This is a genomic window from Geomonas oryzae, from assembly GCF_004117875.1.
Taxonomy (GTDB): Bacteria; Desulfobacterota; Desulfuromonadia; order Geobacterales; family Geobacteraceae; genus Geomonas; species Geomonas oryzae.
The window spans coordinates 332783-353842 of the sequence record NZ_RAHW01000002.1 but is presented as its reverse complement, the minus strand read 5'-3'; the positions used below and the strand labels follow the sequence as shown (position 1 = coordinate 353842).

At 63.3% G+C, this 21060-nt stretch carries 19 protein-coding genes; 14 read left to right on the top strand and 5 right to left on the bottom strand.

Features of this window, described 5'->3' with window-relative positions; genetic code table 11:
• Window positions 1-19 precede the first annotated feature (19 nt).
• The 14 genes from tilS (at window position 20) to lhgO (ending at window position 13177) form a co-directional block, all read left to right on the top strand.
• A complete protein-coding gene (tilS, locus tag D6Z24_RS06285; RefSeq protein WP_129125715.1) occupies window positions 20-1396 on the top strand; it encodes a tRNA lysidine(34) synthetase TilS in 1377 nt (458 codons plus the stop codon).
• Window positions 1397-1574: 178 nt separating this feature from the next.
• Window positions 1575-3413 (top strand): ATP-dependent zinc metalloprotease FtsH, encoded by a 1839-nt coding sequence (ftsH, locus tag D6Z24_RS06280; protein WP_129125714.1) that lies wholly within the window; start codon window positions 1575-1577, stop codon window positions 3411-3413.
• A gap of 2 nt (window positions 3414-3415) precedes the next feature.
• The gene (gene folP / locus D6Z24_RS06275; protein WP_129125713.1) at window positions 3416-4249 is read left to right on the top strand and encodes a dihydropteroate synthase; all 834 of its coding nucleotides are present in this window, start codon (window positions 3416-3418) and stop codon (window positions 4247-4249) included.
• A gap of 46 nt (window positions 4250-4295) precedes the next feature.
• A complete protein-coding gene (cdaA, locus tag D6Z24_RS06270; RefSeq protein WP_129125712.1) occupies window positions 4296-5054 on the top strand; it encodes a diadenylate cyclase CdaA in 759 nt (252 codons plus the stop codon).
• A complete protein-coding gene (locus D6Z24_RS06265) occupies window positions 5051-5446 on the top strand; it encodes a YbbR-like domain-containing protein (protein WP_246014586.1) in 396 nt (131 codons plus the stop codon). The genes cdaA and D6Z24_RS06265 overlap by 4 nt, the downstream gene beginning before the upstream one ends.
• Window positions 5447-5484: 38 nt before the next feature.
• On the top strand, window positions 5485-6849 hold the full coding sequence (glmM, locus tag D6Z24_RS06260; protein ID WP_129125711.1) for a phosphoglucosamine mutase: 1365 nt from the start codon (window positions 5485-5487) through the stop codon (window positions 6847-6849).
• Window positions 6842-7561 (top strand): pyridoxine 5'-phosphate synthase, encoded by a 720-nt coding sequence (locus tag D6Z24_RS06255; protein ID WP_129125710.1) that lies wholly within the window; start codon window positions 6842-6844, stop codon window positions 7559-7561. Before glmM ends, D6Z24_RS06255 begins: the two co-directional genes overlap by 8 nt.
• A gap of 11 nt (window positions 7562-7572) precedes the next feature.
• Entirely contained in the window at window positions 7573-7854 is a 282-nt protein-coding gene (locus tag D6Z24_RS06250) for a peptidylprolyl isomerase (protein ID WP_129125709.1), read from the top strand.
• 21 nt (window positions 7855-7875) lie between these two features.
• On the top strand, window positions 7876-8136 hold the full coding sequence (locus tag D6Z24_RS06245; protein WP_129125708.1) for a hypothetical protein: 261 nt from the start codon (window positions 7876-7878) through the stop codon (window positions 8134-8136).
• A 9-nt stretch (window positions 8137-8145) separates the two neighbouring features.
• A complete protein-coding gene (locus D6Z24_RS06240) occupies window positions 8146-8595 on the top strand; it encodes an SRPBCC domain-containing protein (RefSeq protein ID WP_129125707.1) in 450 nt (149 codons plus the stop codon).
• A 38-nt stretch (window positions 8596-8633) separates the two neighbouring features.
• On the top strand, window positions 8634-9155 hold the full coding sequence (locus D6Z24_RS06235; RefSeq protein WP_129125706.1) for a PaaI family thioesterase: 522 nt from the start codon (window positions 8634-8636) through the stop codon (window positions 9153-9155).
• Window positions 9156-9180: 25 nt separating this feature from the next.
• Complete coding sequence (locus tag D6Z24_RS06230) at window positions 9181-10824, top strand: fatty acid--CoA ligase (protein ID WP_129125705.1); 1644 nt, start codon at window positions 9181-9183, stop codon at window positions 10822-10824.
• A gap of 21 nt (window positions 10825-10845) precedes the next feature.
• Complete coding sequence (locus D6Z24_RS06225) at window positions 10846-11790, top strand: 3'-5' exonuclease (RefSeq protein ID WP_129125704.1); 945 nt, start codon at window positions 10846-10848, stop codon at window positions 11788-11790.
• 193 nt (window positions 11791-11983) lie between these two features.
• Window positions 11984-13177 (top strand): L-2-hydroxyglutarate oxidase, encoded by a 1194-nt coding sequence (gene lhgO / locus D6Z24_RS06220; RefSeq protein WP_129125703.1) that lies wholly within the window; start codon window positions 11984-11986, stop codon window positions 13175-13177.
• A gap of 213 nt (window positions 13178-13390) precedes the next feature.
• Here lhgO and D6Z24_RS06215 read toward each other — a convergent pair whose 3' ends face one another.
• From D6Z24_RS06215 to D6Z24_RS06195, 5 genes are read right to left on the bottom strand one after another with little or no spacing between them, the layout of a single operon-like run.
• Window positions 13391-14806, bottom strand: a complete 1416-nt coding sequence (locus D6Z24_RS06215; protein ID WP_129125702.1) for a sigma-54-dependent transcriptional regulator — start codon at window positions 14804-14806, stop codon at window positions 13391-13393.
• 45 nt (window positions 14807-14851) lie between these two features.
• Window positions 14852-16360 carry a sensor histidine kinase gene (locus tag D6Z24_RS06210; RefSeq protein ID WP_129125701.1) on the bottom strand — a complete coding sequence of 503 codons (1509 nt, stop codon included), beginning with the start codon at window positions 16358-16360 and terminating at the stop codon, window positions 14852-14854.
• A 1-nt stretch (window position 16361) separates the two neighbouring features.
• A complete protein-coding gene (locus D6Z24_RS06205) occupies window positions 16362-17714 on the bottom strand; it encodes a hybrid sensor histidine kinase/response regulator (protein ID WP_129125700.1) in 1353 nt (450 codons plus the stop codon).
• Window positions 17715-17731: 17 nt separating this feature from the next.
• The gene (cheB, locus tag D6Z24_RS06200; RefSeq protein ID WP_129125699.1) at window positions 17732-18793 is read right to left on the bottom strand and encodes a chemotaxis-specific protein-glutamate methyltransferase CheB; all 1062 of its coding nucleotides are present in this window, start codon (window positions 18791-18793) and stop codon (window positions 17732-17734) included.
• A 12-nt stretch (window positions 18794-18805) separates the two neighbouring features.
• Window positions 18806-21043, bottom strand: coding sequence for a hybrid sensor histidine kinase/response regulator (locus tag D6Z24_RS06195; RefSeq protein ID WP_129125698.1), 2238 nt, complete (start codon window positions 21041-21043; stop codon window positions 18806-18808).
• Window positions 21044-21060 lie beyond the last annotated feature (17 nt).

Sequence of the window (21060 nt, the reverse complement as noted above, 5' to 3'; positions counted from 1 at the left end):
CTCACGGAGCCCATGCCGTTTGAAAGACCTACTCGCCAAAGTCCGCAACCAAAACCTCTTCTCCACCGGCGAAACCGTGGTGGTTGCGGTCTCGGGTGGCGCCGACTCGGTGGCGCTACTCGATATCCTCACCCGGCTCGATACTGAACGCCTGAAACTCATCGTCGCCCACCTGAACCACTGCCTAAGAGGCGCGGAATCCAACGAAGACGAACGCTTCGTCGCAGACCTAGCAGCCCGCTACCATATCCCTTTCCTCTCGATCCGGGTCGATGTCGCCTCGTTCGCCGCTGCGGAAGGGCTTTCCCTGGAAGATGCCGGACGTCAGGCGCGCTACGCCTTTTTCCGCGAGGTCGCCCGCCGTCACGGCGCGACCAGCATCGCTCTCGCCCATCACATGGACGATCAGGCCGAGACGGTGCTGATCCGACTTCTGCGCGGCTCCGGGGGCGCCGGGCTGAGCGCCATGTCTGCGGTGGGCGGCAACATGCTGAAACGGCCGCTCCTTAAGGTGACCCGCGCGGAACTGGAGCGTTACTTGAGAGAGCGTGACCTAAGCTGGCGCACCGACTCGACTAACGCGGACACCGCGATCCTGCGCAACAGCATCCGCCACGAGCTCATCCCACTGCTTAAAAAGTACAACCCCAAGGTGACCGAGCGGCTCGCCGCAACCGCGGAGATCCTCGCCTCGGACGAGGAACTCCTCGAGCAGTTGACCGACGCGACCTTCAAGCGGCTCGCCCGCAGTGAGGATGAAAGTGTCCGCCTGGGGATCGCATCCCTCCTCGGCGAGCGCCGCGGCCTGCGTTTGCGCCTGTACCGACACGTGCTGCGCGAACTGCGCGGCGACCTCATGCGCATCGCCCTGACGCACCTCGACGCGATCGACCGCCTCGTAGTCTCCAGTCGCCCCAACGCGAGCTTGAACCTCCCGGACGAGCTTCGCGTGGAGCGCAGTTACGACGAACTCCGCTTCACTTGCGTCGCGAAGCCCACCGAGCAGAACTGGGAGGTGACGATTTCCGGAGAGGGGAGCTACCCCTTGCCGAACGGCATGACGCTCAACGTGCAGCGGGTGCCACGGCCTGCCGACCTCGTTACCGGCTCCGAGAAGATCGCCTACGTGTCGGCGGAAGCGGCACCGTTTCCCTGGCTTGTGAGACCTTTCGCCGCTGGGGATCGCTTCACTCCACTGGGTCTGAACGGCTCGCAGAAGGTGAAGGAACTCTTCATCAACAAAAAACTCCCGCCGCACGAGCGCAGCAGAGTACCGCTTGTTTTCAGCGATGGGGACGTCATCTGGGTGGCCGGGGTGAGGCTTGCCGAGAAAGGACGGGTAAAACCTACAGCTGGCGCGGTTTTACGTTTGGAAATTCTTGAAATTACACCTTAAAGCTCTTGTCAACCTGCACCCTTTATGGTAATCCTTTTTACTCATTTGAATGCTTTTTCTTTCTTTCTCATAAATGCTTGGCATAAGACGAACTTCAACCTCGCAGCCCGTGCTATGTATCAACGGCAAACACTGATAGTACACGGAGTTGCGGCACACCGATTAATCGGGAGGAAACTTGAATCAATTCTATAAAAACTTGGCGCTCTGGCTCGTTATCAGCTTGATGATGATCCTGTTGTTCAACCTGTTCAACAAGCCGAAGCCGACCCAGGAAAAACTCGACTACAGCGACTTCATCGAGGCCGTGGAAACCGGCAAGGTGAAGAACGTGAACCGTCCGGTGGCGAGCGTCGTCATCCAGGGGGATGAGGTCTTAGGCAAGTTCGCCGACGGCAAGGAGTTCAGGACCTTCAAGCCGGCCGACGCGAAGCTTACCGACCTGCTGATCGAGAAAAAGATCGCCGTGTCGGCCCGCCCGGAGGAGGAGCACTTCTCCTGGTTCTCGCTGCTCATCTCCTGGTTCCCGATCATCTTCCTCGTAGCGGTCTGGATCTTCTTCATGCGCCAGATGCAGGGGGGCGGCGGCAAGGCGATGGCCTTCGGCAAGAGCCGCGCGAAGCTTCTCACCGAGGCGCAGGGGCGCGTCACCTTCGAGGACGTGGCAGGCATCGAGGAGGCCAAGGAGGAACTCGAGGAGATCATCTCCTTCCTGAAGGACCCGAAGAAATTCACCAAGCTCGGCGGCCGCATCCCGAAAGGCGTCCTGCTCATGGGCCCTCCGGGCACCGGCAAGACGCTTCTGGCCCGCGCCATCGCGGGTGAGGCGGGCGTTCCCTTCTTCTCCATTTCCGGTTCCGACTTCGTGGAGATGTTCGTCGGCGTCGGCGCCTCGCGCGTTCGCGACCTCTTCGTGCAAGGGAAGAAGAGTGCACCCTGCATCATCTTCATCGACGAGATCGACGCAGTCGGCCGTCACCGCGGCGCCGGCTTGGGCGGCGGTCACGACGAGCGCGAGCAGACCCTGAACCAGCTCCTGGTCGAGATGGACGGCTTCGAGTCCAACGAAGGGGTCATCCTCATCGCCGCCACCAACCGTCCCGACGTCCTCGACCCGGCGCTCCTTCGTCCGGGCCGCTTCGACCGCCAGGTCGTGGTGCCGCGTCCCGACGTGAAGGGGCGCGAGATGATCCTCAAGGTGCATTGCAAGAAGACCCCGCTCGCCCCGGACGTCGACCTCGGCGTCGTGGCCCGCGGTACCCCGGGCTTCTCCGGCGCGGACCTCTCCAACGTGGTCAACGAGGCCGCACTCCTTGCCGCACGCAAGGAAAAGAGCATGGTCGAGATGATCGACTTCGACGACGCGAAGGACAAGGTCCTCATGGGTGTCGAGCGCCGCTCCATGGTCATCTCCGACGAGGAGAAGAAGAACACCGCATACCACGAGGCGGGTCACACCCTCATCGCGAAACTCATCCCGGGCGCCGACCCGGTGCACAAGGTCTCCATCATCCCGCGTGGCCGCGCTCTCGGCGTGACCATGCAGCTCCCGATCGAGGACAAGCACAGCTACTCCCGCGAGTCGCTGCTTGACCGCATCGCCGTGCTCCTTGGCGGCCGCGTAGCAGAGGAGATCATCTTCAACTCCATGACCACCGGTGCGGGGAACGACATCGAGCGCGCCACCGACATCGCACGCAAGATGGTCTGCGAGTGGGGCATGAGCGAAAAACTGGGTCCGGTTTCCTTCGGCAAGAAGGACGAGCAGATCTTCCTCGGGCGCGACATGGCGCACCAGAAGAACTACTCCGAGGCGACCGCCATCGAGATCGACCACGAGATCAGGCTCATCGTCGAGCAGAACTACGCACGTGTTCAGGACCTGCTCAGGAGCAACCTCGACGCCCTGCACCGCATCTCGCACGCACTCATCGAGAAGGAAAACCTGACCGGCGAGGAAGTCGACCGCATCATCGAAGGCAAGGAGATCTCCTCCGAGCCTGCCGTGACCGAGTAACGATGCAGACTCAGAAGTGGGAACTTTCCCGACGCACCCTGTCCCTGGAGCGTCCGCAGATCATGGGCATCCTGAACGTGACTCCGGACTCCTTCTCGGACGGGGGGCGCTTCTTCTCCGTTGAGAGGGCCGTGGAGCGGGCCCGCGAGATGGAACGGGAGGGGGTCGACATCATCGATATCGGCGGCGAAAGCACCCGGCCCGATGCCCCTGCGGTAAGCCTGCAGGAGGAACTGGACCGGGTGCTTCCCGTTATAGAGGGGCTCAGAGGCAACATCTCCGTTCCCATCTCCATCGACACCTACAAGGCGGGGGTCGCGAGAGCCGCCTGTGTCGCCGGGGCCGAGATAGTCAACGACGTCACCGGGCTCATGTTCGATCCGGAGATGGCTGCGGTTGCGGCCGAGTCCGGCGCGGGAGTGGTGGTCATGCACACCCGCGGCATGCCCGACACCATGCAGAAGGACACGAACTACGACGATCTGATCGCCGACGTGAAGGAGTACCTGAAAGGCTCCATAGAAGTTGCCCGGCGCGCCGGGGTGGCCGATGGGCGCATCGTCGTCGACCCGGGGCTCGGCTTCGGCAAGAGCGTTCAGGGGAACCTGGAGCTGATCAAACGGCTGGAGGAATTCCGGCCGCTTGGCTGTCCCATCCTGGTAGGTCCTTCCCGAAAATCGTTCATCGGGGCGGTCACGGGAAGGGACGGAGTAGAGAGGATTTTCGGCACGGCAGCCGCGGTCGTCATGTCGATCGCGCACGGAGCCGCCATCATACGGGTGCATGACGTGGCAGCCATGAGGGATGTCGCCGTCATGACGCGGGCGCTCATGTAACCCGCAGGCCCGACAAACCGGAAGCGCTGCTTCCCGACCGGTGCGGATGAATTCATTCCTGCAAAATATAGGTGTACTGCGGGACCTCCTGGACCTGTCGCTCGCGATACTGATCGTCTCCAGGCTGGCGCGACTCCTCAAAGGGGTGCTCGCGCTGCGCATCCTAGCCATCCTTTCGGCACTCGTGGCCCTTCATCTCCTGGCGCGCTTTTTCTCCCTGCAGACCGTTCGGCTCATCATCGACCTGATCCTCGCTTCCTCCGTGGTGGGGCTAGCGGTCATCTTCCAGACCGACATCCGCAGGGCCTTCGCCACGCTGACCAGAAGCCGCACCGAGAAGGACGTCGAGATGTCCGACGTCATCGACGAGCTCGTCTTCGCCGTCGCGGGGCTTGCGCAGAAGAAGATCGGGGCGCTCATCGTCATCGAGCGGGCCATCTCGGTGGACAGCTACCTTGCCGTCGGCACCGACATCGACGCCAAGGTGACGAGCGAACTGATCTCCTCGATCTTCCTGCCGTATTCGCCGATCCACGACGGCGCCGTGATCATCCAGCACGGCAAGCTGACGAAGGCAGGGTGCTTTCTGCCGCTCACCCAGAACCTCGAGGTGAACAAAGCGCTCGGGACCAGGCACCGCGCCGCCATCGGCCTCTCCGAGCTGGTCGACGCCCTGGTCGTCGTGGTGTCAGAGGAAACCGGGACCGCCTCGGTGGTGGTGGGGGGCAAGAAGACCGACGTAGTAGACATGCCGTCCCTGGGCAAAACGCTTAGAAGGCTCGTCGAACCGAGGTGGCTCAAATGACGACCATGCACGCAAGAGGCCGTGAATGGCTGAAGGGGGTCAAGGCGCTTTCCGTGCTTCTGGCCGTTCTGATCTGGCTCAGCGTGATCCTGGAGCGCCCCGGGGAGATGGTGCTTGTCGTTCCCGTAGGACTCGATCGCATGCCGCCGGGGTTGCAGCTCGACGGGGGGGCGCCCGCCGAGGCGGAGGTCGTCGTCTCCGGGCCGCGGATTCTACTGTTCCTGCTGCCGTTTCACCAGACCCGTTGCAGGATCGATTTGACCGGTGCCACTGCCGGGCAGCAGCAGATCTCGCTGAAGGACGGTCTTTTCGATCTCGATCCGGAGATCAAGGTGGTTCACGTCGCACCGGCGGCGGTAACCATCGCCCTTACCAGCAGGGACCAGAAATAAGGCTGTTTCAGACTGACTATTTTTACGAGGTGAAGAGAATGAAGAAACTTTTCGGTACCGACGGGGTCCGCGGCGTGGCCAACGTCTACCCGATGACGGCGGAGATGGCGATGCAGATCGGCCGCGCCGCCGCCTACATATTCAAAAACGGCAAGAAACGCCACCGCATCGTCATCGGCAAGGACACCCGTCTTTCCGGCTACATGCTCGAGAGCGCGCTCATGGCCGGCATCTGCTCCATGGGCGTCGATGTCCTGCTGGTCGGCCCGCTTCCGACGCCGGGCATCGCCAACATCACCTCCTCGATGCGTGCCGACGCGGGGGTCGTGATCTCCGCCTCCCACAACCCGTTCGAGGACAACGGCATCAAGTTTTTCTCGCGCGACGGCTTCAAGCTCCCGGACGAGACCGAGCTGATGATCGAGGACCTGATCTTCTCGAAGCGCATCGACTCCCTGCGCCCGACCGCCAAAGAGGTCGGCAAGGCATACCGCATCGACGACGCCCAGGGGCGCTTCGTCGTCTTCCTGAAGAGCACCTTCCCGAAGGATCTCGACCTTTCCGGCCTGAAGATCGTGCTCGACTGCGCCAACGGCGCAGCCTACAAGGTCGCCCCGGCGGTGTTCGAGGAGCTGGGCGCCGAGGTGATAACGATCGGCGTTAAGCCCAACGGCACCAACATAAACGCGGACTGCGGCTCGCTGCACCCTGAGGTGATGAGCGAGGCGGTGAAGCAGCACGGCGCCGACCTCGGTATCGCGCTCGACGGCGACGCGGACCGCGTCATCTTCGTCGACGAGTACGGCAACGTCGTGGACGGCGACAAGATCATGGCCATCTGCGGGACCGAGATGATCCGGCAGGGGACCCTGAACAAGAACACCCTGGTCGCCACCGTGATGAGCAACATGGGCCTCGATATCGCCATGAAGCGCGCCGGGGGCGAGGTGATCAAGACCGCCGTCGGCGACCGCTACGTCGTGGAAGAGATGCTGAAGGGGGGCTACAACCTGGGCGGCGAGCAGTCCGGCCACATGATCTTCCTCGACCACAACACGACCGGCGACGGCATCCTCTCGGCACTGCAGGTGCTTGCCATCATGCAGCGCCGCCAGAAGCGCCTCTCCGAGCTCGCCCTCGTCATGCACTCCCTGCCGCAGGTGCTCGTGAACGTGCGCCTTTCGCAGAAGACCGACGTGATGCAGGTCCCCGAGATCGCGACCCTTATCAACGATGTAGAGGGTAGGCTGAAAGGGGAGGGGAGGGTGCTGATCCGCTGGTCCGGCACCGAACCGCTTTTGCGCATCATGCTCGAAGGGGACGACGAAACCAAAATTCGCAACTGGGCCAACGAGATCGCCGAAACCGCGGCGTCGGCCCTGGGAGGAGAGAACCGTGGCTAAACTGGGCGTCAACGTCGATCATGTGGCGACTCTGAGGCAGGCAAGAGGGGGGAGCGAGCCCGATCCGGTCGCGGCCGCGGCCATAGCGGAACTCGCCGGCGCCGACGGCATCACCATCCACCTGCGCGAGGACAGAAGGCATATCCAGGACCGTGATCTCAAGATCATGCGCCAAACCGTGCAGACCAAGCTGAACCTGGAGATGGCGGCTACCGACGAGATGATCGCCATCGCTCTCGCGGTGAAGCCGGAGTGCTGCACCCTGGTGCCGGAGAAGCGGGCCGAGCTGACCACCGAGGGGGGACTCGACGTCCGGATCCACCAGGAGGCGCTCAAGGTAGCCATCGAGAAGCTGCAGGCAGGGGGGATCATCGTGAGCCTCTTCATCGATCCCGATCCGGACCAGATCAAGGTCGCCAACAAGATCGGCGCCGATTACATCGAGATCCACACCGGTTCCTTCGCCGATGCCCCCACCTGGAAGGAAGAGGAGCAGGAGCTGATCAAGATCGAGAATGCCGTGAAGCTCGCGCGCAAGCTCGACCTCGGCGTCAACGCCGGGCACGGCCTCAACTACACCAACGTGAAAAAGGTCGCCGCGATCGGCGGCATCGAGGAATTCAACATCGGCCACTCCATCATGTCGCGCGCCATCCTGGTCGGTCTCGACCGCGCCGTGCGCGACATGTCCGAACTGGTTCGCTACGCATAAGGAGACTTACCATGGCAAGAGCTAAAGCGCGTCACATACTGGTGGAAACCGAGGCCGAGTGCCTCGCACTCAAGGAAAAGATCGAGGCGGGTGCCGACTTCGCCGAGGTCGCAAGGGAACACTCCCTCTGCCCGTCCGGCAACCAGGGTGGACTCCTGGGCGAGTTCGGCCCCGGCCAGATGGTGGAGGAATTCGACAAGGTCGTCTTCACCGGCGAGGTGGGCAAGGTGCTCGGCCCGGTGCGGACCCAGTTCGGCTACCACCTGATCGAGATCACGAGCCGCACTGCGTAAAACCTTTACGGAGGAAATCAGATGGCAGAGAAGCAATCCCTGGGAAGCCTCATTTTCAGCGCACCTTTCCTGCTCGGCATGGTCGGGGTCGGCTGCATGGTCTACGGAGTCGCCGAAGGGTTCAAGGTGATGCAGTTCTTCTTCGGGGTCTGCATCGTCCTCGGGAGTTTCGCTCTGCACTTCATCAGGAGGAAGGACTGGGACGCCCACTGGAAGGAAATGGACCAGATCCGCGAGGCCCACGAGAAGAGAATGGCTGACGAGGCGGAGAAAAAGAAATAGCAGGTGAACATGAAACCCGTAACTTTGGAAACCCCGCTGCAAACCTCGTTCGACAGGGTCGCCCCGCTTCTCGCCGATTTCTCGCTCTACTCGCAATGGAACCCGGTTTTTCCCAGGGTGACCCCGCTCGGTGACGATGGGCGCCACGACCTCGTCGTGCATCTGCCCGGGATGGAAATCTTCCACGTAACCGCTTCCCTCGTCACCGCCGAGCCCGGGCATGTTTCCTGGAAAAGCAGGCTCTTCTTTTCCGGCCTGCTCGCCTGGACTTTCTCCTTTCGCATCACGGTTGAGGCGCCCGACCGGCTTCTTTTTCTGCAGCGCTCCGAATTCACCGGCCTGCTGGCCCCCCTGTTTTGCCTCGCCCTGAACCGTCCCGCCGCCTCGGGGCTGGAAGAATTGTCCCGTGCCGTGCGCCGCTGGGGCGAAAAGGGCAACGTGCGCTGCCATAAATGCTGAAATGACATCGCAGTGCCAACTGCGTTGAAGGAGGAGAGATGAAAGAAACCTGCTGCCCGGACCACGCGTCCGTTCTCAACCTGCCCAAGGTACAGGGGCGCTGGCCCGGCTCCTGTTTCGTCTGTTCCGAAGGTCACCCCCACGGTCTCGGCCTTCGCTTCCATCACACCACCGACGGCGTAGCCTGCGTGACGAGCATCCCCGCCACCTATTGCGGCTTCGACGGCATGGTCCACGGCGGTATCATATCCGCCCTGATGGACGAGGCCGCCGCCTACGCTCTCTTCGCCCGCCACGGAAAGCTCGGCGTCACCCGCGACATCACGGTCCGTTTCCTGAAGCCGGTGCGGACCGGCACCGAGATCCGCGTCGTCGGCGAGATCGTCAGCTTCGATCCTCCCCAGGCCGAGGTCGCCATGGCGATCTACGACGCCGAAGGGGAGCGCCTCGCCGAAGGGCGCACCAACTGGTCCTTCCCGCGCCTTTCCCGCATCGCCGCTTTGGCCGGCGTCGAGGAAGATGTGCTCCAGGAATTCCTCGACGACTGCAAAAAGATGTGATTGACCGATACAGGAGAACTCAACGATGAGTAAATTGCTGATCCCCCGTACCCCGTCCGCATACGATTACCCTCTGCTGATCAAGAACATGCTGCTCTACCCGGTGGTCGACGACCCGGGGCAGGAGATCGTCTACCGCGACCTCTACCGCGGCTCCTACCGCGACTTGAGGGAACGGGTGCGTCGTGCCGCCGGGATGCTGACCGAACTCGGTGTCCGTCCCGGGCAGACCGTCGCGGTCATGGACTGGGACAGCCATCGCTACCTTGAACTCTTCTTCGCCGTGCCGATGATCGGGGCGGTGCTGCACACGATCAACGTCCGCCTCTCGGCCGAGCAGATCCTTTACACCATCGATCACGCCGAGGACGACGTGCTCCTCGTGAACGCCGAGTTTCTCCCGATCCTCGAGCAGATCCGCGGCAGGATTGACAACGTGCGCACCTACGTTCTCATCCGCGACGACGGCGAAAAGCACGACGGCACCGTCCCTTTCGCCGGGGAATACGAGGAGCTTCTCGCCAAGGCCGCGCCGATGTCGGATTTCCCGGACCTGGACGAGAACACGCGGGCGACCACCTTCTACACGACCGGCACCACCGGCATGCCCAAAGGGGTCTACTTCAGTCACCGGCAGCTCGTGCTGCACACCTTCGGTCTTCTGGCCACCCTGGGTTCTATTACGGCGCACGGCGGACTGCACCGCGACGACGTCTACATGCCGATCACCCCGATGTTCCATGTGCATGCCTGGGGGCTTCCTTACGTCGCCACCATGCTCGGACTGAAGCAGGTCTACCCCGGCCGCTATCTCCCGGAGACCCTGCTCGAGTTGAAGGAGAGAGAAGGTGTCACCTTCTCGCACTGCGTCCCGACCATCCTGCACATGATGCTTAAGCACCCGCACGCGGAGGGGATGGATCTCAGCGGCTGGAAGCTCATCATCGGCGGGGCCGCCATGTCGCGCAACCTTTGCGTCGAAGCGCTGAAGGCCGGCATCGACGTCTTCACCGGCTACGGCATGTCGGAGACCTGCCCGATCCTCACCATCTCGCAGCTGACCCCGGCCATGCTGGAGCTTCTTCCCGCCGAGCAGGCAGAGGTGCGCTGCAAGACCGGTCTCACCCTGCCGCTGGTCGACCTGCGCGTCGTCGACGCGGACCTTAACGAACTCCCCCGCGACGGCGTGAGTGCCGGCAACGTGGTGGTTCGCTCGCCGTGGCTCAGCCAGGGATACCTGAAGGATCACAAGGCCTCCGAGCGCCTCTGGACCGGCGGCTATCTGCACACCGGCGATGTTGCCGTGCGCGACGAACTAGGTTACGTGCGCATCACCGACCGGAGCAAGGACGTCATCAAGGTGGCGGGGGAGTGGGTCTCATCGCTTGAGCTCGAGGACATAATCGCGCATCACCCGCTGGTCGCCGAGGTGGCCGTGATCGGAAAGGCGGACGAGAAATGGGGCGAGCGTCCCTTCGCCCTGGTCGTACCGAAGCCTGCAACGAAGGTGACTGAGAAGGATATCTCCCATCACGTCAGGCAGTATGCCGACAAGGGTGTGGTGAGCAAGCAGGTTGTACTCGTCAAGGTGAAGTTCGTCGAAGCGATCGACAAGACGAGTGTGGGGAAGATCAACAAGGTTGCGCTCAGGGAGAAGTACCTCTCCTGATCGGGCACTTTTGAGGTGATGATGGCCAAGACGCCAAAGACAAACAGGGTAGTGGAGATGAACCCGCTGGAGATCGAGATCGCCATCGCTTCGCTGCACTCCACCGGGGATTACCAGGTGCTGCGCCGCCTGAACCTGGCGCGCGACGCGAGGCTCGGGCGCCCGGGGCCGGAGCACGCGCGTGTGGCCCTTTGCCTCGATACCGAGACCACTGGGCTTGATTTCCGGCGTGACAGGATCATCGAGCTCGGCGTGGTCGCCTTCGAATACGACGGTGAGACCGGTGAGATCTACCGCATCACTGACCGCTACTCCGGCTTCGAGGACCCCGGCTTCCCCATCCCGCCGGAGGTGCGGGAGATCACCGGGATTTCCGACGAGATGGTGCGCGGCCAGGCCTTCGACGATGCGTTCATGAATGCACTGGCGGCAAAGGCCGACCTGGTCATCGCCCACAACGCCGCCTTCGACCGGAAGTTCGTCGAGTCGCGTTATCCCGCCTATGCTAAACTCCCCTGGGCCTGCACCGTGTCGCAGATCGACTGGGGCGCCGAGCGGCTCTCCTCGCGCACCCTGGAGTTCCTGCTCTTCAAGACCGGCTCGCTCACCATCAACGCGCACCGCGCGCTCGATGACGCCGAGGGGGTGCTGGGGCTCCTTCTCGAGCGGCTGCCGGTGAGCGGCGCTTCCATTTTCCTGACCCTTTTGAAGCGGGCCCACGAGATCACCTCGCGCATCTTCGCCGTCTCCGCCCCCTTCGACAAGAAGGACGTCCTGAAGGAGCGCGGCTATCGCTGGAGCGACGGCTCGCAAGGGGGAAGCAAGGCGTGGTGGCGCGACGTTCCCGCTGACGAGGAAACCGAGGAGATGGCCTACCTCGCCCGTGAGATCTATCCCCGCGGTAACACGAGCGCCGTGCAGATTGTGCGCTGCGACGCCCTTGCACGCTTCTCCATCCGCGAGTAGCTTCGGGCTTCCTCTCTCCGGGGAGTAGAGGGAAGGGTAAGTGGCATCCACGGTAAGAGCATCTCACGAAGCGCTGCATGAGCCCTGAGGTTCCCCCCTTTGCGAAGGGGGGAGACAGGGGGGATTTGCCTTGTTAGGCCATGCAACGGGATCGCGGCATCTTCCGCGAACAAACCATCTGGAGGTTTGATCTATGAGCTTCGACAAAGCCGACATCCTCATCGTCGGGGCGGGCATCATCGGCCTCACCATAGCGCGCGAACTGGTGCGTACCGGCTACGGCGACATCGTCATCATCGAGAAGGAGGCGGAGCTCGGGGTGCACGCCTCGGGCCGCAACAGCGGCGTGCTGCACGCGGGGATCTACTACTCGCCGGACAGCATGAAGGCGAAGTCCTGCCTGAACGGCAACTTCCTGATGCGGGCCTACTGCAAGGAGAAGGGGCTTCCCCTGCTGGAGAGCGGCAAGGTCATCGTCACCCGCACCCCGGACGAACTCCCGGTCCTGGACGAACTCTTCCGCCGCGCCACCGCAAACGGCGCCAAGGTGGAGATGATCGACGAACGGCAGCTCTCCGCCATCGAGCCCAACGCACGCACCGTGGAGCGCGCCCTGTTCTCCCACTACACCGCCGTGGTCGATCCGAAGGCGGTGCTGAAGAGCCTCAGAAAGGATCTGGAGGAGAGCGGCCGGGTCACCTTCGTCATGGGGTGCCGCCTGACCGGGATCAAGGGGAGCGGTGTTGCGGTGACGAGCCGTGGGGAGATCCGTTTCAACCGGTTCGTGAACGCCGCGGGGGCCTTCTGCGACAAGGTGGCGGGCTTTTTCGGGGTAGGGGAGCAGTACCGTCTCATCCCCTTCAAGGGGGTGTACCGCCTGCTCAAAAAGGACGCTCCCTACACGGTCAACTCAAGTATCTACCCGGTCCCCGACATCCGTAACCCATTCCTCGGGGTACATTTCACCCGCAGCGTCCACGGCGACGTCTATCTCGGCCCCACCGCCATTCCCGCTTTCGGCCGGGAGAACTACGGCATCGTCGCCGGCATCGATGCCGAAGCGCTCTCGATCGCCTGGGAAGACCTGGTCCTCTTCATGACCAACAAGCAGTTTCGCAACGTGGCACTCAGCGAGCCTGCCAAGTACCTCCCGTCGGTGTTCTTCAAGGACGCCGCGCGGCTCGTGAAGGAGTTAAAGCCCGAAGACGTGGTGCCCGCCTCCAAGGTGGGGATCAGGCCGCAACTGGTGGATTGGGAGAAAAAGGAGCTGGTGATGGACTTCCTGGTGGTCGCCGAAGGGGAGGGTGTGCACGTCCTGAACCCCATCTCGCCCGCCTTCACCTCGTCCATGGACCTGGCACAGGGGATCGTCGCCAAGTACTTCTAACGGACGTTCGTCCACTTCCCTCTCCCCCCGGGAGAGGGCCAGGGTGAGGGCGTTGCATGCGAAACCTTCCCTAATGGCTGCGCCCTCACCCGGCCTTCGGCCACCCTCTCCCGGAGGTAGAGGGGACTGGCTGGGGAATCATCCTAAAAAAGAAACCGCCGGTTGCCCAAAGGCCCCGGCGGTTTCTTTTTTTCAAGTGTCCCTTCCTATACTTCAGGCGAACTGGGACTTCAGACGCTTGTTGAGAGTCTGCCGCGCCATGCCGAGGATGTTCGCGGCCAGCCCCTGGTTACCCTTCGCCATCTGCATCGCCTCGGCGATCATGTGCTCCTCCACCTCGGCTATGGTCGGGAACCGGCCGAAAATGGCGGCTAGTGCCTGCTCCAAAGTGGTAGGACGCGATGCGGTGAGTTCCGACGCGACGGGGGGCTCGCAGCCGATCGCGTTACGGAAGGTCTCCATGGAGAGGACTCCGCCGGTGTGGCGCAAAACCGCTTCGGAGACGAGCGCCTCCAGTTCGCGCACGTTCCCCGGAAAGCGATACAGGCTCAGCATGAGGGGGAGCTCCGGGGGCGGGGTCGGCTTCTTCTTTCCGAGGTCGGCCGACACCTTCTCGAGGAAGTGATCGAGCAAAAGCGGGACGTCGTCCAGTCTCTCGCGCAGGGGAGGGAGATGCACCCGGTGGCCGCAGAGCCGGTAGTAGAGGTCGTTTCTGAACTTCCCCTGCTTGATCAACTCCTGGAGGTCCCGGTTCGTCGCCATGACGATGCGGGCGTCGCTCTTCTTCACGAAATCGGAGCCGACCGGATAGTACTCCTGCTCCTGTAAAAGGCGCAGCAGCTTGATCTGCGACATCTCGCCCAGATCCCCGATCTCGTCGAGAAACAGCGTCCCCCCCGACGCCCGGGTGATGAGCCCGTCACGCGCCGTGTCGGCTCCGGTGAAGGCTCCCTTTACGTGGCCGAAAAGGGTGTCGGAAAACATGTTGTCGTCGAGCCCTGCGACGTTTAAAGGAACGAAGGGGCCACGGCGTCCGCTCAGGTCGTGAATGGCGCGGGCGGCGAGCTCCTTTCCCGTGCCGGTCTCGCCGGTTATGGTGACCGGCTGCCTGGTGCCGGCGACCACCTCGATGTACTGGAATACCGCGCGCATCGCCTTGTTCGATGAGACCATGCTGGAAAAGGCCTCCGGGTGATCCAGGCGGTCGGTGAACATGTACTGTTTCAACCTGGAGAGCTCGTTGGAGAGGCTCTTCAGCTCGAGCGCCTTCCTGACCGAGGTGAGCAACCGCTTCACGTCGATCGGTTTCACCATGTAGTCGAAGGCGCCCCCCTTCATGCAGCTCACCACCGTCTCCACCTCGTTACTTGCGGTAGCCACGATCACCTTGATCTGCGGGTGTCGGCTCACGATCTGCGGCAGCAGGTCGATCCCTGAGATGTTGGGCATGTGCAGGTCGAGCACGATGACATCGACTTCTTCGCGCTCCAGAAGCGGCAGCACCAGACGACTGTCGCTCTCGGTGAGGACATCGCCAAAGCCGCTGTTGCTCAGGCAGGCGCGGCAGCCGTAAAGGATGTCCGACTCATCGTCCACCAGCAAGATCCGTTGCGTGTTGCTTGCTTTCACTTCAGCATCCCCTCCTTCATGACTGCATAAAAAGCCCAGGCCGCATCACGTCCCGCTGTCGGGAGCCGGCAGGGTAAAAAAGAAACTTGCCCCTTTGTCGACTTCTCCTTCCGCCCACACCCGGCCGCCATGCCGCTGCACGATGCGCTGCACGGTGGCGAGTCCGACGCCGAACCCCTTGAACTCCCGGTCGGAGTGAAGCCGCTGGAAAGGGCTGAACAGCTTGCCGGCGTACACCATGTTGAACCCGGCGCCGTTGTCGCGCACGACGAAGGCCTCCGTACCGTCCACCTCCGTCTTCAGGAACTCGATGCGCGCTTCATCTTTTTGTGCCGAGTATTTGCAGGCGTTGGAGATGAGGTTTTGCAGCACCACCTTCAGGAGGTCCGGATCGCCGTAAGCGGTCAGGTCCGGCGCGATGGAAAAGGAGAAACGCCGCCCCGGCTCGGCCAACTGCTGCGCCGCCGCGATGAGAAGTGCCATGTCGCTCAGGTCGACCGGCTGCTTCGACAGCTCGGAGCGCGACACGCGCGAGAACTCCAGCAGTGTGCGGATCAGCTGGTTCATGTTCACCGTCTCGTTGAAGATGATGTCGATGAACTCCTTGCACCCAGGCTCGAGCTTTTCCCCGTAAAGCTCCAGGATCACCTGGCAGTAGCCGTTGATGTTGGTAAGCGGAGCGCGCAGGTCGTGTGAGACCGTGTAGCTGAAACCTTCGAGGTCGCGGTTGGCGATCTCAAGCTCCTGAGCCCGGGCGGAAAGGGATTCGTTCAGTTCCCTGATCTCGCGTTCGTTTTGCACCCGTTCGGTGATGTCCTCCAGCACCGCCACGAAGTTGCTGAGTGCGCCGGCCTCGTCGAAGACGGGCGATATGGAGGCTGCCTCGTGGAAGGGGGCACCGTGCTTGCGCGCCCCGGTCAGCTCTCCGTGCCACTGGTTACCGGCGGCTACCGAGGACCAGATGGCATCGCCACCCTGGAGGATGGTGGCAAGGTGGCGTCCCTTCACCTCGGACTCCGGGCGCTCGGTCAGCTCGACGAACTTCGGGTTCACGTACTCGATGAAGCCGCGTGGATCGGTGATCACGATGCTGCTCGGGCTTTGCTGCACGGCCCGGGAGAGCTTCCGCACGAACGCTTGCTGCGCTGCGAGCTCCCGCTCGATGGTCAGGGAGGCGAGGCAGGCCTCGATGGCGGCGAAGAGTTTCCCCGAGTCGATCGGCTTCAGCACGTAGCGTGACACGCCGAGCTCGATCGCCTCGATCAGGTACTCCATGTCGCTATGAGCGCTCGTTATGATGACCGGCAGGGACGGCTTCAGTTCGAGAAGCTGCCGTGACATCTCGATACCGCTCATGGAGGGCATCTTTATGTCGGTGACCACGAGGTCCGGGGTAATCCTGCCGAAAAGCTCCAGCCCCTTCGCCCCGTTTTCGGCGCCACGGATGGTCAGGCCGGGAAAACGGCGCGCGAGAAGGCCAAGCACCGTTTCACGCGTGACTTCCTCGTCTTCCACGTAGAGCAGGGTGAAACCCGCCCCTGGTTTTGTTGACATGTTAGACCTCGATCCTGAACTCCGCACCGATCCCGGTATTTCGGGCCGAGAGCGAGCCGTTCATGCTTTTTTCGACGATGTTCTTGGCCATGAACAGGCCGATGCCGGTGCCTTTCCCCTGTTCCTTGGTGGTGAAGTACGGCTCGAAGATGCGCCCCATGATGTTTTGGGGGATGCCGCCTGCGTTGTCGGCGATGGTGATGACGGATTTCTCCCCCTCGCGGGCCACCGTGACCTTGATCTTCGGGTCCGGTATCCCTTTATCGCAAAGGGCATCGGCGGCGTTGTTGATGATGTTCAAAAGCACCTGGGAAAATTCGTTGGGGTGCCCGACGATGGGAGGGACGTCTCCATCCGCGACCTCTACCCGGATACCCTTGTCGGCGAGACTCCCCTCCATGAGTGCCAGAGCGCGGCGGACCACCTTTTTCAGTTCGAACGCGCTCTTCTCCCGGTCCGGCGTAAAGAAGTTCCTGAAGTCGTCGATGGTCTGCGACATGTGCCGGACCATCTGCATGATCTTCCCGGTGCTCGTCTCCAGGTATTCACGGCTGAAGTTGCCGTACTCGTAGGAGAGGGTGAGGTCCTGGACCAACAGCCCCACGGCGTTTAGCGGCTGGCGCCACTGGTGCGCGATGTTGCCGATCATCTCGCCCATCGCAGCCTGGCGGCTTTGCTGCATGAGCACTTCGTCCTTCTTCCTCAACTCGTCCATCGCCTGCAGGCGTTCCGCGGTTTCCTGGGTGAGGGCCGCAGTCCGCTCAACGACGCGCTGCTCGAGTTCCCGGTTCAGGCTCGACAGGGATGCCTTCGCCCCGAGGAGTTCCTGGTTTTTTTCCGCTGCCATCTCGTAGGTGGCAAGGAGCAGTTCGATGGTGTGGGCGCAATCGGCCTGTACGCGGTAGTTTTTGCCGCGGTATGAGACGGCGACCTCCCCGTCGTTGTCACCCCGGCGGCAAACCCGCTCCCCGTTCAACACGGCGCCGATGCGGGACAGGAGCAGTTTCTTGCTGTACGGCTTCGATACGAAGTAGTTGGCGCCCACTTCGAGGCTGTGCAGCACGTCCGCGGGGTCGTTCAGGTGGGTGAGCAGGATGATCGGTGTTTCGCCTCCTGTCTTCGACTCTCTGATGCGACGGCAGAGCTCGAAACCGTCCATCCCCGGCATGAGGATGTCGCTGATGACCAGATCCGGCATCTGCGAGAGGGACTCGAGCGCCTCGTCTCCGTTTCTGGCCACGACGACCCGGTACCCCTGTTCGGCGAGCATCTGCTCGAGGAGCTTCGCCTGGGTGGGGCTGTCATCAACGATGAGGATGCGGTGCGGAACCGCTGTCGTGCTGCTTTGATTCATGTTCGTTGCCAACTCCTTCATTTCAAGGCGGCGGCGCCTTTTGCCGCCAGCGTGGTCAGCAGATCGATGATGCCGTCTGGCGATAGGACGTGCTGGGCGGCGTCGATCTGGATCGCTTCGCCCGGCATCCCGAAGACCATGGAGGTCTCCTTGTCCTGTGCTACGGTGACGCCTCCGCTGCTGCGGATCGTCTTGAGTTCCAGGGCCCCGTCCTTGCCCATGCCGGTCAAGAGCACCCCGACCGCATTACGACCGTAGTGCTGCGCCACCGTGCGGAAAAGCGCCGACACGGCGGGACGCACGCCGTTTTCCGGTGCCGTGCCGGTGAGGCGGATGCGCCCTTCTCGGGCTACTTCCATATGGTAGCTGTCCGGCGCCACGTAAACCCGCCCCGGTTCCAGCATCATGCCGTCGGCGGCGAGCAGCACCGGCATGGTGGAGTGCTGGTTCAGCCAGTGCACGAAGTTTTCCGTGAAGCCGACGGCCATGTGCTGCACCACGAGGACCGCGGCGGAAAAGGAGGCCGGGAGCCCTGCGAGGATGCGGCGCAAAAGGGGAGGGCCGCCGGTCGAGGCGCCGATGGCCACAACTTTTACCGGGGCGGCGGGGACGGTCCGGGGCGCCGGGACTGCGGCCGGGGAGGGCGCCATCTTCCCGGTCGGGAACACGCGGCGCACCACCTTGATCTCGGACATGAGCTTCACGTGGCGGATGAGGTCCGCCACCGACTCGCGGTAATCGGGAGAGCCGGGTGCTGCGGGCTTTGCCAGCACCATGAGGGCTCCCGCCTCCATGACCCGGAAGAGGGTGGCCGAGTCCTTCGGGTTCATCTTCCCGGTTACGATGACGATGGGGACCGGGCAGCTCGACATGATGGCGCGGGTGGCGTCGAAACCGTCCATGCCCGGGAGGTTGACGTCCATGGTGATGATGTCCGGCCTGAGGCTCCTTGCGGCCTCCACGGCGGCCTCGCCGCTCTCCGCCGTGCCGATCACGGTCAGATCGGGGTCCGCATCGAAAGCGGCCACCAGCGCCTGCTGCACGGTTTTCGAATCTTCAACTACGAGAACTCTGATCACGCGGCTTCCTTGTCAGGTGAGTTTCTGGATGACCTCGATGAGGTTGGTCTGGTCGAAGCTGCTCTTCACGAGGTAGGCGCTGGCGCCGACGTCGATGCCGCGCTCCCGGTCGGTGCGCGACTCGAGACCGGTGACGAGGATCACGGGGAGCGAGGCGAGCTTCGCGTCGGCGCGGATCGACCGGGTGAGCTCGAAGCCGTCCATGCGCGGCATCTCGATGTCGGAGACCACCACGTCGCACGGTTCGGTTTTAAGCTGCGCCATGGCGTCCGCCCCGTCGACCGCGGTGCGCACGAGGAAGCCGGAGGCCTCCAGGATGTTCTTCAGCAAGGTCCGCGAGGTGATGGAGTCTTCCGCAACCAGCACCGATACGCGCGCCCGGCGTGCCGGTGCCTTCGCTACCGGCAGGGAGGCGACGGCGGCACCACTCCCAAGGGCGGAGCGGAAGAGGTCGGCCACGTTCAAAACCGGGACCACGCGACCCGAACCGAGCACCGTGGCGCCGGCCACGTTGCGCACCCGCGAGAGCTGGCGCCCGAGCGGCTTCACCAGTATCTCCTGCACCCCGAGCACCTGATCGACGGCGAACGCGATGCGCCGGTCGGCGGCACGCAAGATGACGTAAGATACCGTGGCGTCCGGCTCGACGCTGCGGCGCCCCGTTTCCAGGATGCCGGCCAGTGAGACGAGGGGCCGCACCTCGCCCGCAGCGACCACGGTGTCGCGGTTTTCCACCCGTTTCACCTCTGCGAGCGGCACGCGTGCGCTCAGTTCGACCACCGTCGCCGGGATGGCGCAGTCGCGGCCGGCCACCTGCACCAAGAGCGCGCGCATCCGGGCGAACGAAAGCGGGAAGACGAGCCGGAAGGTGGTACCCGCTCCGGGCATGCTGGTGACGGTGACGTGTCCTCCAAGCCGCTCCAGCGTCTCCCGCACGATGGCGAGGCCGACCCCGCGTCCGGAGATGCTGCCGACGGTGCCGCTGGTGGAAAGCCCGGACTCGAAGATGAACTGAAGCGCCTCGGAGTCGGACATGCGCGCGAGGGCCTCGTCGGTCGCGAGTTCCCGGCGCAGCGCCGAACGTTTCACCTGCTCGATGTCGATGCCGCAGCCGTCGTCGGAGAGGACGAGCTCGGCACGATTTGCGTCCTGCAGCCTCACCTCCACGCTCACGGTGCCGCGGCGGGGCTTGCCCGAGGCTTCCCTTATCTCCGGCAGCTCGATGCCGTGGTCCACCGTGTTGCGCACGAGGTGCAGAAGCGGCTCCTTCAGCTCGGCCAGGATGCGGCGGTCGAACTCCAGTTCTCCGCCGGAAAGGGAGAAGTCGGCCTCCTTGCCGAGCTCGCGGGTGAGGTCGCGCACCAGCTTTGCGAAAGGGTCGAGGATGGAGGCGCAAGGGAGGAGCTGCAGTTTCTTCATCTCCTCGAGGAGCGGGTCGACGAGAGCCTGCAGCGAGCGGGTCTGTTTTTCCGCGTTTTTCTCCAGAAGGCGCAGGCGCCCCTCCACGGTACGTTCATGCCGGCACCCCTGTTCGAGAAGTCCGGCAAGCGAGGCCTCACCGCCGGTCCCCTTCTTCATGGCGCGCCTTGCCGCCGCGAGGGCGCGGTCGCGTTCGGCGCTCCGTTCGGCAACCTCACCGACCAGGGAGGAGAGTTCCTCCTGCAGTACCGAGGCGGCGAGTTTCGCGGAGACGAGCTCCTCGGACTGCAAAAGGAGCGTCTCGAGAAGCCGAGCGGAGACCCGCACCGTTTCGTCGGCGGCATGGACGGGCGCCGCGGGGCGCGGCTGCGCCGAAGCGGGCGCTTGGGCGGTCGCTTCGGCGACAACAGGCGGTGCGGGCGCCGTCGGAAGAGGGGAGGGGGGGGCGCTTTGAAGAGCGCCCTGTGGCGCCGGTGCAGGCGCGGCGGTGGGGGCGCCTGCCGGGAAGATGCGGGCCGAAAGCCGGTTTATCTCGCGGTGCAGGAGGTCGAAGGTTTCCACGCCGAACTCCGCCTCGCCACGCTTGATCCCTGCCAGCACCTCTTCCAGCTCCTGGCAGTCGTGGGCGACGTCGACGAGGTTGACGGCGTGCGCCGCCCCTTTCAGGGTGTGCACGCGGCGGAACACCCCTTCGAGCAGGCGCTGCCGCCCGGCCTCCTCCTCTTCGCGCTCCAGGGCGAGGAGATGGGAGGATAGGGCGTCCAGGTGTTCCTGCGCCTCTATCGCGAAGGTCGCGAGCAGTTCTTTCAACAGCGCCTCATGGTCGCTCATGTCGTAACAGTCACCTT

Bases quoted from the DNA above. Each gene is read 5' to 3' on its own strand.
- D6Z24_RS06235 (WP_129125706.1), top strand. From the start codon at position 8,634: ATGAAAGAAACCTGCTGCCCGGACCACGCGTCCGTTCTCAACCTGCCC.
- D6Z24_RS06210 (WP_129125701.1), bottom strand. From the start codon at position 16,360: ATGTCAACAAAACCAGGGGCGGGTTTCACCCTGCTCTACGTGGAAGAC.
- D6Z24_RS06240 (WP_129125707.1), top strand. From the start codon at position 8,146: ATGAAACCCGTAACTTTGGAAACCCCGCTGCAAACCTCGTTCGACAGG.
- D6Z24_RS06230 (WP_129125705.1), top strand. From the start codon at position 9,181: ATGAGTAAATTGCTGATCCCCCGTACCCCGTCCGCATACGATTACCCT.
- D6Z24_RS06205 (WP_129125700.1), bottom strand. From the start codon at position 17,714: ATGAATCAAAGCAGCACGACAGCGGTTCCGCACCGCATCCTCATCGTT.
- D6Z24_RS06225 (WP_129125704.1), top strand. From the start codon at position 10,846: ATGGCCAAGACGCCAAAGACAAACAGGGTAGTGGAGATGAACCCGCTG.
- lhgO (WP_129125703.1), top strand. From the start codon at position 11,984: ATGAGCTTCGACAAAGCCGACATCCTCATCGTCGGGGCGGGCATCATC.
- D6Z24_RS06245 (WP_129125708.1), top strand. From the start codon at position 7,876: ATGGCAGAGAAGCAATCCCTGGGAAGCCTCATTTTCAGCGCACCTTTC.
- cdaA (WP_129125712.1), top strand. From the start codon at position 4,296: ATGAATTCATTCCTGCAAAATATAGGTGTACTGCGGGACCTCCTGGAC.
- D6Z24_RS06250 (WP_129125709.1), top strand. From the start codon at position 7,573: ATGGCAAGAGCTAAAGCGCGTCACATACTGGTGGAAACCGAGGCCGAG.
- folP (WP_129125713.1), top strand. From the start codon at position 3,416: ATGCAGACTCAGAAGTGGGAACTTTCCCGACGCACCCTGTCCCTGGAG.
- D6Z24_RS06195 (WP_129125698.1), bottom strand. From the start codon at position 21,043: ATGAGCGACCATGAGGCGCTGTTGAAAGAACTGCTCGCGACCTTCGCG.
- D6Z24_RS06265 (WP_246014586.1), top strand. From the start codon at position 5,051: ATGACGACCATGCACGCAAGAGGCCGTGAATGGCTGAAGGGGGTCAAG.
- glmM (WP_129125711.1), top strand. From the start codon at position 5,485: ATGAAGAAACTTTTCGGTACCGACGGGGTCCGCGGCGTGGCCAACGTC.